General features: G+C 54.4%; 12 protein-coding genes and 1 pseudogene. 2 read left to right on the top strand and 11 right to left on the bottom strand.

Annotated features, from left to right (window positions below):
• Positions 1 to 83 precede the first annotated feature (83 nt).
• The 8 genes and pseudogenes from JCM15831_RS20100 to JCM15831_RS07005 all read right to left on the bottom strand — a co-directional run bounded on the left by JCM15831_RS20100 (position 84) and on the right by JCM15831_RS07005 (position 9,795).
• Positions 84 to 1,859 carry an OprO/OprP family phosphate-selective porin gene (locus JCM15831_RS20100; RefSeq protein WP_025823734.1) on the bottom strand — a complete coding sequence of 592 codons (1,776 nt, stop codon included), beginning with the start codon at positions 1,857 to 1,859 and terminating at the stop codon, positions 84 to 86.
• Positions 1,856 to 3,154 (bottom strand): tricarballylate/proton symporter TcuC, encoded by a 1,299-nt coding sequence (gene tcuC, locus JCM15831_RS07035; protein ID WP_025823732.1) that lies wholly within the window; start codon positions 3,152 to 3,154, stop codon positions 1,856 to 1,858. The genes JCM15831_RS20100 and tcuC (JCM15831_RS07035) overlap by 4 nt, the downstream gene beginning before the upstream one ends.
• Before the next feature lie 307 nt (positions 3,155 to 3,461).
• Positions 3,462 to 4,994, bottom strand: a complete 1,533-nt coding sequence (locus JCM15831_RS17290) for a methyl-accepting chemotaxis protein (protein WP_051528366.1) — start codon at positions 4,992 to 4,994, stop codon at positions 3,462 to 3,464.
• Entirely contained in the window at positions 4,991 to 5,731 is a 741-nt protein-coding gene (locus tag JCM15831_RS20095; RefSeq protein ID WP_051528365.1) for a cache domain-containing protein, read from the bottom strand. The genes JCM15831_RS17290 and JCM15831_RS20095 overlap by 4 nt, the downstream gene beginning before the upstream one ends.
• Positions 5,732 to 6,008: 277 nt before the next feature.
• Positions 6,009 to 7,337, bottom strand: coding sequence for a tricarballylate/proton symporter TcuC (gene tcuC / locus JCM15831_RS07025; protein WP_025823730.1), 1,329 nt, complete (start codon positions 7,335 to 7,337; stop codon positions 6,009 to 6,011).
• A 189-nt stretch (positions 7,338 to 7,526) separates the two neighbouring features.
• Positions 7,527 to 8,156, bottom strand: coding sequence for a guanylate kinase (gene gmk / locus JCM15831_RS07020; RefSeq protein WP_025823729.1), 630 nt, complete (start codon positions 8,154 to 8,156; stop codon positions 7,527 to 7,529).
• 225 nt (positions 8,157 to 8,381) lie between these two features.
• Positions 8,382 to 9,304 (bottom strand): annotated as a pseudogene (locus JCM15831_RS17285) (aldo/keto reductase).
• 101 nt (positions 9,305 to 9,405) lie between these two features.
• Positions 9,406 to 9,795 (bottom strand): (R)-mandelonitrile lyase, encoded by a 390-nt coding sequence (locus JCM15831_RS07005; protein ID WP_025823728.1) that lies wholly within the window; start codon positions 9,793 to 9,795, stop codon positions 9,406 to 9,408.
• 126 nt (positions 9,796 to 9,921) lie between these two features.
• On the opposite strand from JCM15831_RS07005, the gene JCM15831_RS07000 reads away from it, so the two are divergent.
• Entirely contained in the window at positions 9,922 to 10,827 is a 906-nt protein-coding gene (locus JCM15831_RS07000; protein ID WP_025823726.1) for a LysR family transcriptional regulator, read from the top strand.
• 6 nt (positions 10,828 to 10,833) lie between these two features.
• On the opposite strand, the gene JCM15831_RS06995 is transcribed toward JCM15831_RS07000, so the two are convergent.
• Positions 10,834 to 11,574: an SDR family oxidoreductase gene (locus tag JCM15831_RS06995; RefSeq protein WP_025823724.1), complete on the bottom strand. Its 741-nt coding sequence runs from the start codon at positions 11,572 to 11,574 to the stop codon at positions 10,834 to 10,836.
• Positions 11,575 to 11,576: 2 nt separating this feature from the next.
• On the bottom strand, positions 11,577 to 11,744 hold the full coding sequence (locus JCM15831_RS23940; protein ID WP_084490591.1) for a carboxymuconolactone decarboxylase family protein: 168 nt from the start codon (positions 11,742 to 11,744) through the stop codon (positions 11,577 to 11,579).
• Between the two features lie 805 nt (positions 11,745 to 12,549).
• On the opposite strand from JCM15831_RS23940, the gene JCM15831_RS21425 reads away from it, so the two are divergent.
• Complete coding sequence (locus JCM15831_RS21425; RefSeq protein WP_156938775.1) at positions 12,550 to 13,185, top strand: hypothetical protein; 636 nt, start codon at positions 12,550 to 12,552, stop codon at positions 13,183 to 13,185.
• Between the two features lie 194 nt (positions 13,186 to 13,379).
• Here the strand turns inward: JCM15831_RS21425 and JCM15831_RS20090 are convergent, their stop codons facing one another.
• Positions 13,380 to 14,378: a Hint domain-containing protein gene (locus tag JCM15831_RS20090; protein WP_025823722.1), complete on the bottom strand. Its 999-nt coding sequence runs from the start codon at positions 14,376 to 14,378 to the stop codon at positions 13,380 to 13,382.
• Between the last annotated feature and the right edge of the window lie 193 nt (positions 14,379 to 14,571).

Below are 14,571 nucleotides of genomic sequence, written 5' to 3'. Positions count from 1 at the left end.
TGTGGCTCCGGAGACAGACACCCCGCCAGCTCTCTCGGAGCAGGCGGGGTGTCAAATGCCTCCAAGATAGTGAGGCTCTGATCTCAGAATGTTATTCCTGCCCTCAGCCCCACGATATTGCCTCCGGTCGGACCGACATAGGGGCCTTTCTGGTTATCGACATGGGCGTAGGTGTAGTTGAGCATCAGACGCATATAATCGACGAGATACCAGTTGACGCCAGCTGTTGCAGACCAGCCGCGTGTCCCGCCCTGCATTTTCCAGCCATCGAGCCAATCCCCGCGAAGCGCGACCTCCCACGCTCCCACGCCCCCATGGGTGACCGGGTCCAAAACGCGCGGTGAGGCCCACTGGCCGGTTAGTGCGTAGTAATTGGGCGTTTCGCCTGTCAGAAACAGGCCGGTTTGCAGACTGGCTGCCTGGACCGTGCCGCGATGTGTCCCGAAATCGGTCGTACCGTAGCTACGCCGAAAGGAGATGTCGCGAATACCGTATTCGCCCAGAACCCACGCCGTTTTCCAGATGCCGAATGCTTCAAGACCGCCAGCGAGAGAATTCGCAATCGGGAGCGTATTAATGCGCGCAGCAAACGCGTCGTTCGTGCGCGCCAGCATACGTATTTTCTGAGAGAAGGTCGCTGCAGGTTTGACGTCTTCGTAAAAGCCCCAGGCGCCAAGATGCACAAGAGCATTCTTGCTCCGCCAGGGAATCCAGTGCGTACGAAAAGCGTAAGTCAGATCATCGCGCAGGTTATTGGAAATATTCGACGCGTTGACATCATTGCCCGTAAGCTGGGTCGAAACATGCCAGCCCTCACCGTAAATCTTGAAGGTGGCTCCAAGGCCATACCATCCTTTGACGGGCAGGATCGACGTCGCGACGAGATCACGATCAAGGAAAACAGTCTCCGCCGAGCCCGTGGAACCATCGAACCCACGGTCGTTGAACTTGTTGCCAAGCGTATATTCGACCCTATGCCGCGCCAGACGACTGCTCCATGTCGCATAAGCGCTGACGACAGACACCTCGTTATTGGAATAATCGCCCTCGAACACCCAGGAGAGCTCGCGCGCGCGTCCTTCGACACCCAGTCGTACCGCACGCAGGTTCGTACGCGACACATTCTGATCATGGAATTTCGAGCCGAAGGCTGCACCGTAATCGACCAGAATGCGTCCACGCACCCGAAAGGCATATTGCTTGTCAGGGGTCATGAATTCAGGAAGGCCTTTGCCCCATTTCAGGACAAGCCCGCCCATATGCGTTGTTCGTCCTGCATAGGGAATGGAGGAGTCGACACCGATTGCTGGCGAGGAGTTCAGCGGAATAGAGGAGACCGCTCCCCAGCTACCGGGCGGCGCAGGACGCTCGGTCAAGCGGGGACTCCCCCAGCCTATTCCGTGATTGGTCGCAGAACGTGGGGCAGATAAGGGAACTGCGGCGAGATCATCAGACGGATCACGCGGAGGGCCGGATGGGACATGCGCGGTAAGAATCGTCGGAGCGACAGCAGGTTTCCCCTCCGGACGCGAGAAACCAGCATCTCTACTCTGGTACGGCATCTCGTTGCCACGCCCTGTCGAGGCGACACGCTCGTGCCGGACAGGCTGTTTCAAAGGCGTCTTGTGAGATGCCGCGCTTTGCCCTTCGAGCACAGCCAGACGCGCCTGAAGCGCATGGATCTGTTGCGCCTGTGTCTTAACCAGTGCGGCCAGCACCTGCATGTCGATCTCGGCTTTCTTGACGGAAGCAGCCGCTGGTGATGCGAGCATGACAGGCACGGCAAGGGGGGCGAAAAACCGGCACCCCATTGCCGCAGGTTTGCGCAAAGACCCGCCTGCAGCAGAGGCGCGTTTCATGTGTTCTGCGCTCTCTCTGCATAGGGACGCGCAATGCAGGCCGCCACCAGACCGCAAAGTGCAGCCAGAGACAGCCAGGCGCCCGGCATCGAGCGATCACCTGTTGTCTGGATAAGCCAGGTGCAGATTGTCGGCGTAAATCCACCAAGACAGGTGGCCAGACTGTAAGCGAAAGAAAACCCGGTCGTTCTGATCCGCGGGGGAACGATCTCGGTCAGCCAGACGACAGCAGCCCCGTTATAAGCACTGTAGATAACGGCGAGTACCAGCTCCACGAGGAGAAGACGGCCGAAGCTCGGAGCAGAAACAAGCCAGTTCATCATCGGCCATGCGGAGACAAGGGCGATAACCGTTGCCGCTATCAGGAGCTTGCGGCGCCCAACCCGGTCCGACAGGGCACCAAAACAGGGCAGCAGAACAAGATTGGTCAGACCCACGCAAAGCGTGACGGTCAGACTCTCACGGCTTGTCAGATGCAGGACGCGCGTTCCAAAGGCGGGCGTATAGGCCGTGATGACGTAAAACGAGGTTGTGGTCATCATCACTGTCAAAATGCCGGTACCGATAATTTTCCATTCTGCGCACAGCATGCTGACCACCTCGCGAAAATGCGGGGGCGCGTGAGTGGCACCGAAGCTTTTTGTCTCTTTTAAATTACGCCTGAGGAAAAACAGCACTGGCACGATAAGGCAGCCGATAAGTAGCGGAATACGCCAACCCCAGGCCGCCATTTCCTGCGTATTGAGGCAGGATGTTAGCGTGACACCCAGCAATGCGGCACCCACCACTGCCAGCTGCTGTGAGGCTGACTGGAAGGCCACGATAAAGCCTTTGGTCTTTTCCGTTGCGATTTCGGCCAGATAGACCGACGTAGAGCCGAGTTCGACACCCGCAGAAAAACCCTGAAGCAGACGTCCACACAGGATAAGGAGCGGAGCAAACAGCCCAATACGCTGATAACCTGGCGTCAAGGCGAGTGTTGCCGTGCCGATCGACATCAGGGCCAGGGTTACGATCAGTCCTTTTCGACGGCCGATACGATCGACATACGCGCCGAGAATAAGCGCGCCAAGCGGGCGCATGAGAAATCCTGCGCCGAAAGTCGCGAAGGAGAGAAGCAGCTCTGCCTGTGGATTTCCGGAAGGGAAAAAAGCAGCCCCGATAGCAGCAGCATAATAGCCAAAGACCATGAAGTCATACATTTCAAGCATATTGCCACTTGCAACCTGCCCGACAGCTTCATGCGTTCGCGTATAGTTTCCGGATGGTCTGTACTCAGAGCGTCTTTCTGCCATACCTCCAGGTTCTTAACTGTTATGCTCACCGAGTTCATATCGCCACCTTTTACCTTTTACGGAACGAGGACGATCATCTTCTGCACGTCTTATTAAACGAGGACATAAAAATTGGCGTGCAGCGGCTTCATTTAAACGTGAACTATTGGCAATGTTAGAGTAATGTTGGGTTCATCCAGGAGCGTTCTTCGTGGAGTGGAAGGCTCTTCGCGATTCCTGAAAATAGTCGAGCTGTCGCGATTTCAGACCCCAGCCAGTCAGCATGGCGACATTATTCGCTTTGACCGGTCCAGAAAAAAGAACCCTGTCACTCAGACGCCGCCCACTGATCGTAAAAAAGGAGCGCCTGAGAGGCGCTCCTTTCCATTACACCACGCTCGAAATTTTCAGCCCGCAGCAACGACGCGCGAGCCTCACGAGGGAGCGCAAAACGTGCAACGAGATGACTCATCGAATGCACCTCGTCTGAAAGAAGGAGCGTCGACGAGCGGGCATCATCTGCGATGGACGCACTTTTTTGCGTATTCTGATCCATAACGGCGATCGCCGTTCCCACTTCCTTGAGGCTGGCAGCCTGCTCAAAGGCATTATGGACAATGGTATCGAGTTTTTCGCCCATCGATGTCACGAGCGTGGTGATGGTATCCAACGCCTTTTCAGTATCACGCACGCAGCTTGACCCGGCCTGAATCTCCTCAACGGTTTTGCCGACAAGCTGGCTGATATCTCCTGCCGCCTCGGTGCAACGCTGCGCCAGAGTGCGCACTTCATTCGCCACAATGGCAAAGCCTTTTCCGGAATCGCCCGCACGCGCCGCTTCGATGCTGGCGTTCAGCGCGAGAACATTGGTCTGGAAAGCGATCCCTTCAATCACATGCACGATTGCAGCGACTTCGGAAGAACTGGTTTCGATCTGTTCCATGGCCTTGCGGGTACGGCGCATGATCTCGGACGAATTTCCCGCTGACTGGCAGGCTTCCTCACCCGTCGCCTGCGCAGACGTCAGAACTGTCTCGGAATGCGCAGCCTTGTGCGTAATCTGGCTGATGGCCGCAGTCGTCTGCTCGATTGCAGCGGCCTGCTGTTCCGTACGCTTGGCAAGATCTTCGGCACCGACGGCAAGGCTGCGGCTTCCATCGCTGATCGTGCCCGCAGCCTCCGAGATACCGGTAATCGTAAGCGCCAGCCGCTCGACAGAGCGATTGAAGTTTTCACGCAGGAGATCGAATTCACGCGGAAGAGGCTGACGGATCTGCGAGGACAGATCGCCACCTGACAGGGCATTGAGCGCCGACCCGATTGTGTCGATGACATGCTTCACATCTTCGAGGCGCTGCTCGTCCTCCAGATGGCGACGCTCCTGCTCCTGCTCATGCCGGACACGCTCGGCCGCGACCGTCTCGTTGAGGGATCGGGCGCGCAGCAAGGTCTGACGAAAACTGTCGAGCCCTCTCGCAACAGACCCAATTTCATCGCCGCGCCGTGTTCCATAAATCGCAGCGTCGTAGCGTCCCTCTTCAAATGCGAGGACCGAGTTTTGCAGTCCCCGCAACGGCGCGTCGAGCAGACGCCTGAAGACAAGCACCATAAGCCCGAGAGAAAGAACAATCAGCGCGACACCGGGGATAACCAGCGCATAGACCGTGTGCCAGATCGGCGTCGTGATGGCCGCTCTGGGAATGTCGACAACCAGCGTCCAGTAGACGTTGAAATTGCCCATTTTCAGCGGGACAAGAACCCGGTCAATCTCCATGCCACGCGCATGATGCATGATCGTCACCTGCCGATCCGACAGCGCACGCGCCAGATCGTGAGTGGCGTTATCTTCATAATGCTTCATGCTCTGTCAGAATCAGGCGCCACGATCCAGGATCCCTGTGCAGAGAGCAGACCGATATGCGACCCGTCCACAATTTGAACCCGACTCAGAAACGGAACGAGCCAGTCGAGAGGAATGTCGGCCCCAACCACGCCAATGCGCTTGCCATTGAGCGTGATCGGATAGGTGGGCGACACCATCGCGACATGCGAGTCCAGATCGATATAAGGCTCAAGCCCGTCGAGCTCGCCCGTTTTGATGATATTCCAATATACGGCGCTGTAATGCTCTTTCGGTGTAGTAACCGCCACTTTGTTGTCAGGCCCGCGCTGGGCATACGGAAAAAATATTCCGTTGCTGTTCGTACCGGGTCCTCCAGGAGACTGTGTTCCGTCGAAACCGCGCGGAATCTCCTTGAAATCCATCCCGTAAATGGCGGGATAACGAACCATGTTTTCGACCAGAAGATCGACCACGAACTGCTTGTTCAGCACACCCGTTTTGTGCGCCGTCTCGATGGTGCTCTGGATATTGCGAACCACCGTATTTTGCTCGGTCAACGCGAGAATGATTTTCTCACCCAGAAGCTGACTTTTTGAAATAGCCTCGGCATAGACGTTTTTCTCAACCTGTTGCTTCATGAGCCAGCCCGACAGGCCAACTGCGACAAGCTGGATCAATAAAAAAGATACGCCACAGATCAGGATGATTTCCGTCGAGAGAGACGCGCGCGGCTTCGACGACGAGGGGGGAGCCATTGGAAAATTCTCCGATCAGAACGCCATAAAATACATGTGTGATCGCATGCGTTCGCACCCCCCTCATCGACAGATCAGAGGGAGATAGTGCACGTCAACAAGCGTCAATATGTCGTTATTGACGCATATTCGTCATCAGGCGTCAATCTGTTGCGCATTCGTCACGGAGTATTGCCAAAAACGATGCAACACCGGGTTTTCCAAGCAGTGTTAATGATTTTAATACTTCTGCCGATGTCGCGTTTTTCCCTTCATGCGGTCCATGAACGCATCTCAATCAAGCGCGCAGATCGGCGTCTTCTCGATAGGGACGGGCAATGAAAGCAGCTCCCAAACCGCAGATTGCTGCAAGTGACAGCCACAAGGCAGGCATGGCGCGATTGCCTGTCATCTCGATCAACCAGGTGCAGATCGTCGGACTAAATCCTCCGATGCACGTGGCCAGACTATAGGCAAAAGAGAAACCCGTCGTACGGATGCGCGGTGGAACGATCTCGGTCAGCCATGCAATGGCCGCTCCATTATACGCGCTATACAAAACGGCCAGTGCGAGCTCCACGGTCATCAGACGGGCCATATCCGGCGCCGCTACCAGCCAATGCATCAGCGGATAGGCCGAGCATACCGCAAGAAGTGTTGCGCCCTTGAGCAGCGCCTTTCGTCCGATACGGTCGGACAACGCACCGAAAAACGGCACCAGAAGGCAGTTGAGCACCCCGACGCAGAGCGTCACGAACAGACTGTCCAGCCGCCCCATATGCAGGATTCGCGTACCGAAAGCGGGAGTATACGCGGTCAGCACATAGAACGAGACCGTGCTCATGACCGCTGTCGACACGGCGATGCCGCCAAGCTGCCAATGGGCACGAAGCGTCTGGAACACTTCCCGCAAATCGGGATGGTTCTTCTCTGCCTCGAAGGCGGCTGTCTCCTGCAGGTTGCGACGTAGAAAGAGCAGAACCGGCACAATCAGACAGCCGAACAGCAGAGGAAGCCGCCATCCCCAATCCGACATGATTTGCGTACCGAGCCACGAAGTCAGTGCAAAGCCGACTGCCGCTGCGACGACCACGGCAAGCTGGATCGACGCTGACTGGAAGGCCACCACAAATCCACGGTTCTTCTCTGTCGCAATCTCGGAGAGATAAACCGAACTGGACCCGACCTCGACACCGGCAGAAAATCCCTGGATCAGTCGTCCACACAATACGAGCAGCGGAGCAAAAATACCGATCCTGTCATAGCCCGGCGTCAGAGCGAGGGTGATGGTTCCGACTGCCATGAGAGCAAGGGTAAGAATCAGCCCCTGCCGTCGACCGATCCGGTCGATATAGGCGCCCAAAACCAACGCACCGAGAGGGCGCATCAAAAAACCAGCCCCGAAAGTCGCAAAGGAGAGCATCAGCTCTGCCTGCGCATTGCCTGACGGGAAGAAAGCCCTGCCGATATCGGCTGCATAATAGCCGAAGACCATGAAATCATACATCTCCAGCATATTGCCGCTAGCGACCTGGCTGACTGCCCTCATGAGGCTGGGTTGCGTTAGGGACGACCCGGCCTCTTTGCCGGATGCAGAAAACTCGGGGGTTGGATCGGCGCCGGTCATCTCGGTCTCGTGCTCCGTGCAAAAACTTCAGGCGCCACCGTTCCTTTCCCTTAAAAAGGGGGAAAGCGCCGGTGCGCCCGTGGGTAAGGTGCACTCTGTTTTCTGTTATCGGATTGTGTTCCGGGTAACGACCTGTTCCTGCCCGGATATGAGGGAAGCCCGTTTCAGGACAGGACCCGATTGTCAGGCTCAGTGGGCCTCATATTCAGCCATCAGGCTGGCGAGACCATGCTGCCGCGTTGTTTTGAGACGTGCCGCAACAAGAATGGATTTCGCTTCACGGACAGCTCTGTCGAGTTCCTCGTTGATAATCACGTGGTCGAACTCGCTCCAATGCGAGATTTCAGCGAGCGCAGCGCCCATACGCTTGTCGATCTCGGCTTCCGCATCCGACGCTCTCGATCGCAGTCGCCGATCAAGTTCTTTCATCGATGGCGGCAGCACGAAAAGACTCACCACGTCGTCAGGCAGGGCAGCACGCAACAGGCGATGTCCCTGCCAATCGATATCGAACACCATATCGCGCCCACTGGCGAGCGCCGCTTCGACGGGGGCACGAGGCGTTCCGTAGCCACGACCGAAGACCTCGGCCCATTCCAGGAGCTCACCTTTCGCGGCCATCTCGCGAAACTGCTCCATGGCCCGAAAATGATAATGAACACCTTCTTTCTCGCCCGGACGCGGCTCACGCGTCGTGACTGAGACAGAATGCGCAAGACTGGAATCGCTGGCGCGCAGAGCATTGGCGATGGTGGATTTTCCTGCGCCCGACGGGGCAGAAATTACGAGACAAACGCCACGTCTTGCTACGGTCGTCATGTCTTTACTCCATCATCATTCGCAGGGCCGATCCGAGCCATAACCGCTCGGACGCCTTTTGAAAACCGCCCCCACCCTCCCGAAAGCAACCGTGATGACGAAACCGGTAAGTCCGATCCCGTCATCCATGCCAAGACCGATACAGCCCGACAAAGCGCCGAGCTCAGGCCGCGAGGGCGTGCAAACCGTTCTGCGGCCGTCGTGAGCGCTCTATAAGGCTCCGCGTCAGCGACCCGTGCGCTCTCGCAGATGAGCCGGATACCGCTCCCCGACCACATCGATCCGTTCAAGAGCCTCATCGATCTGCTGGAGAGCGTCTGGCGAGAGCTGAAGAGTGACCGCGTCCAGATTTTCGGCGAGACGTGCCGGGTTGCGCGTGCCAGGAATCGGCACGATCCACGGCTTGCGAGACAAAAGCCAGGCCAGAGCAATCTGCGCTGGCGTCACCTGCCGCTCTGCTGCGATGACTTTGAGCGCCTCAACCAGAGCCTGATTGGCTGACACGGCCTCAGCAGCGAAACGCGGCACGACGCTGCGGAAATCGTCTTTGCCGAACACCGTATCGACCGTGATGGCACCGGTCAGAAAGCCCTTGCCCAACGGCTGAACGGCACAAATCCGATCCCAAGCTCTTCAAGCAACGGAAGGATGTCTTTCTCCGGCTCGCGCCACCAGAGCGAATATTCGCTTTGAAGCGCGGCGACCGGCAGGACCGCGTGGGCTCTTCGGATAGAGGTAGCTCCGGCCTCAGACAGACCAAAGTGACGTACCTTGCCCTCCCAGACCAGCTCCTTGACCGCTCCGGCCACCTCTTCCATCGGCACATCGGGGTCGACACGATGTTGATAAAACAGATCGATAACATCGGTCCGCAGCCGCTTCAGAGCATCTTCCGCCACCTGACGGATGCGGTCAGGATGACTATCCATTCCCTGCGTCACATCGCCATTTTTAAAGCCGAATTTTGTCGCGATCACCACCTCATTCCGAAAGGGCGCGAGCGCTTCACCGAGGAGTTCTTCGTTATCGAAGGGGCCATAAGCTTCCGCGGTATCGAAAAACGTCACTCCCTGTTCGTAAGCGCTGCGCAAAAGAGCAAGCGCTTCCCTCTTGTCCGTTGCCGGACCGTATGCGTAGCTCAGCCCCATGCACCCGAGGCCGAGCGCGGAGACTTCAAGCCCGCTTTTTCCAAGATATCGTTTCTGCATATGACCCCCTGTCCTGATGATGAAAAAAGAGAAGCGCCGAGTTATCGGCGGTACTGCGCGTCGCTCACCGGCTCCATCCAGTCGGTGGACGTGCCATTTTGCGTTTCTGTGATCGCGATATGGGTCATCGCGCTTGTGGCAGAGGCGCCGTGCCAATGTTTCTCACCGGGTTCGAACCAAACCATATCGCCTGACTGAACCTGCGCCACAGCACCACCATCGCGCTGCACCCAGCCCAGCCCCTGAGTGATGAGAATGGTCTGCCCCAGAGGATGACTGTGCCAGACGGTTCTTGCACCCGGCTCGAAGGTGACTGTGGCACAGGCAAGGGCGCCACTGCCCGAAAAAGGGGAGTCGATACGCACGGCTCCCGTGAACCACTCGGCAGACCCTTTGGCCGAGGGCGCAAAACCAGGCTGTCTGATATGCATGAAAAGGCTTCCTTTCCGGAGAAACGACATGAGCACCCATGTCGATCGACCCGAGACAAAGGACCACAAGCCGGACTAAGCGATTAGATAATATAATACGCACGCATCTATGCCGGAGCTTCATGAATGCAACGCGATGAACTGGTCGATCTCAATGCCTTCATGACGGTCGCAGAAGAGCAAAGCTTCACTCGTGCCGCCGCCAGGCTCGGCACGTCCCAATCTGCCCTGAGCCACACGGTCAGGCGCCTGGAGACGCGTCTCGGCGTGCGTCTGCTGACCCGAACCACCCGGCGCGTCTCTGTCACCGAGGCGGGTGAGCGTCTTCTTCAGACCCTCACCCCGGCTCTGAGCAGTATTGCCGACGAGATTGCCTCACTCAGCGAGCTTTCACTCAAACCTTCCGGAACGGTCAGGATCACAACCTCGGAGCATGCGGCAATCAGCCTGCTCTGGCCCAGATTGCGACAGATTTTGCCCGAATACCCTGACCTGCATGTCGAACTCTCACTTGATTCAGGCCTGACCGATATCGTCGCCGACCGGTTCGATGCGGGTGTGAGGCTCGAAGAGACAATTGCGCGTGACATGATTGCGGTGCCCATTGGACCGCCCTTGCGCATGGCGGTGGTGGGAGCGCCCTCCTATTTTGCGAAACATCCTCGACCGATCCGTCCGCAGGACCTGTCGCAGCATCGATGCATCAATTTGCGCATGCGTAGCTCTGGAGGCGTGTACGCATGGGAGCTGGAGAAAGGGAGACGCGCCCTGCGCATTCGCGTCGAAGGGCAATTGACCTTCAATAATGCGCCCATGGTTCGTCAGGCTGCTCTGGACGGCTTCGGTCTGGCCTGCGTTATGGAAGATCAGATTCAAGAGCATGTGAATGCAGGAAGGCTAATCCGGGTTCTGGAAGACTGGTGTCCTCCCTTCCCCGGTTACCATCTCTATTATCCCAGCCGTCGCAACGCCTCGGCTGCCTTCAGACTTGTTGTCGAGACGTTGCGCTATCGGACTGACCGGGAAACCTGACCCGTCTCAAAACTCCTGAGCAGTCGGACGATACAGGATCTCGTTGATATCGACGCTCTCGGGCTGGCTCATGGCAAACAACACGGTATCGGCAAACGATTCTGCCGGTATCGCCACCTGAGCATAAAAAGTGGACATGCGCTGCGCGGTTTCCGGATCGGTCACACTCTCGGTTAGCTCGGTATCGACGGCGCCGGGTGAGATGATGGTGGTGCGGATATTGTAAGCCTTGACCTCCTGACGCAGCCCCTCCGACAAAATCCGCACAGCCGTTTTGGTCGCAGCATAGACCGCGCCGCCAGCTCGAACCTTGTGGCCTGCAACAGAAGCAACGTTGATGATATGCCCACTCTTCTGGCGCTGCATCTGCGGCAGAACCGCGGCAATGCCGTAAAGCGTCCCCTTGAGATTGACGTCAATCATGCGATCCCAGGCGGCGATGTCCCGTTTCTCGAGAGGCGAGGACGGCATAAGACCTGCATTATTGATGAGCACATCAATCCTGCCGTGAAGACTGATCGCCTGATCGACAAGCGCCTGAACCTGTGCCGCATCGCTCACATCGGTTCTGACCACAGCCTTCCGATCGAAGCCAAGCGTGTCGGCAAGGGCCTCGAGCCGCTCCAAGCGGCGGGCGCCCATGACAATTTTGGCACCTTCAGCCGCCAAACGGCGCGCGACAGCCTCACCTAGGCCACTGCTCGCGCCGGTGATGACAACGACTTTTCCCTCAATGGTTCGGGCCATACTTAGACATCCTCTTCTTGTTGAAAAACCTCTCTGACAAAACTGAGTGCGGAAGAGGCCGTTGGCCAACCCGAGTAACATGTCAGATGAGTGATGATCTCATCCTGCGTCACGCCCATGTCCAGAGCTTTACGAAGATGAAATGCCAGCTCGTTACCATGATAAGACATGCGTTAACTGCTCCACCCGGTCAACACAGTCATTTTTTAAGCACAGGTGGCACAACGATGACTCCGAAGCAGCTGTAGCAGATCAAAAACCGGGCAAAATCTGATTAGGACGTTCCCTAAGCTGAGCATCGCAATACCCACTCTCCAAGCGGGACTAGAGCCGGAGATTCATACACACCAAACATAGGGCCCCATCAACTGGCCATCTCGTCAAGGACGAAGCTACTTTTAGCTTACAGATGCGGTGACATCGCCCGTATCTACCGGGCTTGAATTCTAATCACAGCAAAAGTGTCAGAGCACGCGCTCGTGAGACTACTCCAATGAACTCATTATAAGCACCTTGCCCGCGCGACGTACGATTGGAACTGTAGACATATTTTACTATTAAGTAACAAGGATTGTTATAGAAATTATTTCTGAATGTCTTTTAGTATCGAAATTTCAGAATATAGGCCACCACAGTACCTTGAATCGAATTTTAGCCGAGGCGTCCATGTAACATAGTCACCTTTAATTAAATTGAACGATAGTTTGATTTAGATCAAAGCCTTTGACCCAAAAAGGGAGGCAGATTTCGCTCCATCACGGCCTTTGAAATAGCCCACCTCGTCAATCTGGAAGATTTTGGCGACGTGGCCATTTGTTTCTATAACAGCGGGATGGGCATAGGACTTTGACGGTATACTCAGTTGATTTTGTAGAGAATGGTCATCCCGTTAGTTCTGATTGCCCTTTATATAACAATCCGGACGATAACGGGTTTTGCCCCGACGCTTCAGCGTCCATCAAAGTTAAGACCGCCATGAATACGCCCACAAACACTAAAAGAGGCCTTGAAGCTTCGGCTCACGCTTTTAGTAACGCGTCACAACTCTCAGAAAAAAGAGCAGGCACATCCCTGTGTATCCACCGTGAATTTGTTCACCTGGCATCTCCGCCAGACCTCTCACGAGAAAAAGGCGAAAATCTCGATGTACAAACCTCAATGGATCATCAGCTTCATCTCGTTACGCAGAACGGAGCACTCTTGAAACCACTGCGGAAACGAGGAAATAGCTTTGTATTTCTGCTACCTGCTGGCACGTATCAGGTTCGGATCAGAAGCAAAGCAGATCGTCCTTGCGATGTCGTCGGTCCCTTCGTCGACGATCGGCGCTTATTGGGCGTTCTGATAGGTGACATTTGGATATTTGGGAGCCATTCTTTCCAAAAAATCAATAATCATCTGCTTGAGAGCCGGTTAAATGGATGGATGGACATCGAAAACCCCCACGGTCGCTGGACTTCTGGAAATGGTCATTTAAGACTCCCTTCCGAATACACCTTTCAGACATCTATTCTGTCCATCGATGTTTTGTCAGCGGGGCCTTATAAAGTGAATGATCACCCTGATTTTTCTCATTGCGAAACTACGCCGAAAAGCATTTTAAAGCGGTAAATCTGACGAAATTCTCGAGTTTCGACAAACACACCTATGAACTAGGTAGAGTAAGATTTTTACAGAGTGTCTTATTTCCGCTTAGATATAGCTCTCTCTGACACGAAGTTCTAATTTTAATGGGAAATACACGTTTTTCCATTAAAATTCAAAATATAAAAATAGATCGAACCATTTGAATGGTATTTATAAAGTTAACTTAAGTCTTCTTTCGCTCTTTCACTCAACTTTTTCCAGATAGGCTCTACGAAACCACGTTCACAACACAGAGGAACTGCAGCGTCTTCTTGCCAAGACATGGCTTCGACACTGGATAGTGAAATGCCTTTCTGCACACTAAATTTCCATGAGCTCTTATCGTTGAGCAAATAGGTTTCGCTAAGTACCCCGTTCACATTGATGACTCTATGTCGCTCCGTCAAGATATGAAAGACCGTGAAAGATACCTGAGACTTATCATAAAATATAGATTTTCCATTTACGAGCATACGTACCGGTATAAATTTATCATCGATTACAATACAATGCTCAGATGTAACGCTTAAATTCTCGAAAGGTACGTTATCGCCAAGCGCACCCTTGCAGACAGTTACCGGATACCCCGCCATATCATCATGAGGGCCTTCGAGAACTTTAACAAAAGAAGCTCCTACCCACATAACACGAGCAGGAAGTTCAACATCACCTTCATAAGTAAGAACCATATCTCCCGGCTTTATATCCTCGATATTTTCGAAACCTTTTGTGGTTTTTACTAGAGATCCAGCAAGGTAGCACGGGGTGAAGGATACAGGCGCCGTACCGGTACTATCTTGAGTGAAATCATAACTCACACCCTCGTAAGTGACGGTAAAAAAATTACTTTCTCCCGTCGACTCCCCTTCCCCAGTGTAGGTTATACTCAACGAAGACCAGTCAAAATTTGTATTCCCCATGACGATGACATGATAAGCGCCTGCGGTATCCCCAAGTATCAAGATACCAATATCCTTATTGCCCCAAGAATAATCATATTCCCAGCGAACTGTCGTACCAGGAGAGTTCACACTATCGAATGTGATCCAAAATCCATCAATCGTCGCATCAACATTTTTCTCGGGATCGTTTGGTTTAATGTAACCCACTCCATCCGTAACGGTGAAATAAGAACCTGACAAAACGTAGGAACCGTTCGCAAATATCTCGGATGGCATAAATGGCGCTCCATGCTTAGGGCTTAAGTAACTAGAAATTTATTTTAAAACAAGATAACAGATACTTATGTTGCACAGTGTAATTTATTAAAACCCAACAGTAACCATTAAGTTTCGAATAAGAAATAATTGATTTATCGAAAGGTCAGAAATATATATCATAGTTCCACTCGATAATACTATAGTACATGGT

It is taken from the genome of Asaia astilbis JCM 15831, from assembly GCF_000613845.1.
Taxonomy (GTDB): Bacteria; Pseudomonadota; Alphaproteobacteria; order Acetobacterales; family Acetobacteraceae; genus Asaia; species Asaia astilbis.
Note: the sequence above shows the minus strand (reverse complement) of the source record. Positions and strands in the feature narration are given on the sequence as shown.

Excerpts from the sequence above, each read along its gene's own strand:
- JCM15831_RS20090 (WP_025823722.1), bottom strand. The coding sequence starts at position 14,378 with ATGCCATCCGAGATATTTGCGAACGGTTCCTACGTTTTGTCAGGTTCT.
- gmk (WP_025823729.1), bottom strand. The coding sequence starts at position 8,156 with ATGACGACCGTAGCAAGACGTGGCGTTTGTCTCGTAATTTCTGCCCCG.
- JCM15831_RS20095 (WP_051528365.1), bottom strand. The coding sequence starts at position 5,731 with ATGGCTCCCCCCTCGTCGTCGAAGCCGCGCGCGTCTCTCTCGACGGAA.
- JCM15831_RS06995 (WP_025823724.1), bottom strand. The coding sequence starts at position 11,574 with ATGGCCCGAACCATTGAGGGAAAAGTCGTTGTCATCACCGGCGCGAGC.
- JCM15831_RS07005 (WP_025823728.1), bottom strand. The coding sequence starts at position 9,795 with ATGCATATCAGACAGCCTGGTTTTGCGCCCTCGGCCAAAGGGTCTGCC.
- tcuC (WP_025823730.1), bottom strand. The coding sequence starts at position 7,337 with ATGACCGGCGCCGATCCAACCCCCGAGTTTTCTGCATCCGGCAAAGAG.
- JCM15831_RS20100 (WP_025823734.1), bottom strand. The coding sequence starts at position 1,859 with ATGAAACGCGCCTCTGCTGCAGGCGGGTCTTTGCGCAAACCTGCGGCA.
- JCM15831_RS07000 (WP_025823726.1), top strand. The coding sequence starts at position 9,922 with ATGCAACGCGATGAACTGGTCGATCTCAATGCCTTCATGACGGTCGCA.
- JCM15831_RS23940 (WP_084490591.1), bottom strand. The coding sequence starts at position 11,744 with ATGTCTTATCATGGTAACGAGCTGGCATTTCATCTTCGTAAAGCTCTG.
- JCM15831_RS17290 (WP_051528366.1), bottom strand. The coding sequence starts at position 4,994 with ATGAAGCATTATGAAGATAACGCCACTCACGATCTGGCGCGTGCGCTG.
- tcuC (WP_025823732.1), bottom strand. The coding sequence starts at position 3,154 with ATGGCAGAAAGACGCTCTGAGTACAGACCATCCGGAAACTATACGCGA.
- JCM15831_RS21425 (WP_156938775.1), top strand. The coding sequence starts at position 12,550 with ATGAATACGCCCACAAACACTAAAAGAGGCCTTGAAGCTTCGGCTCAC.